The organism is Desulforhabdus sp. TSK (assembly GCF_022836495.1).
Taxonomy (GTDB): Bacteria; Desulfobacterota; Syntrophobacteria; order Syntrophobacterales; family Syntrophobacteraceae; genus Desulforhabdus.
Genome location: NZ_BQXM01000224.1, coordinates 1 through 294, shown reverse-complemented (window position 1 = coordinate 294; position 294 = coordinate 1). Strand labels below are relative to the sequence as shown.

Here is a 294-nt window from a genome sequence, read left to right as displayed (position 1 = left end):
AAGCGGCGTCGGAGAGCTGGAAGGCGACCATTTGGGCACACCGGTTGTGGTTCGACACCAGGTGGTTGTAGCCGCGGATACACTCCCCCGTGAGACCTGCCTTAGCCAGCCGTTCATCCAGGAGCACACGGAGCGCGGCGCCGGGCTCACGGTTGACGAAACGGACATCTTCCCGGGCCAGGTCGGCGACGGAACGGATTCGGAGAGGATTTCCCGGCGCAACCATCAATCCTTCCTCAAAAAACGAAAAGGCGATAACCATAGCCTTCGAGCCTGCCAGGACCTTCTGAGCGA

General features: G+C 60.9%; 1 protein-coding gene. It reads right to left on the bottom strand.

Translation table 11 applies throughout. The features are described 5' to 3' along the window. The coding region (locus MWC30_RS22185; protein WP_244086356.1) for a substrate-binding domain-containing protein at nucleotides 1-262 on the bottom strand (262 nt) is incomplete at its 3' end. Nucleotides 263-294 lie beyond the last annotated feature (32 nt).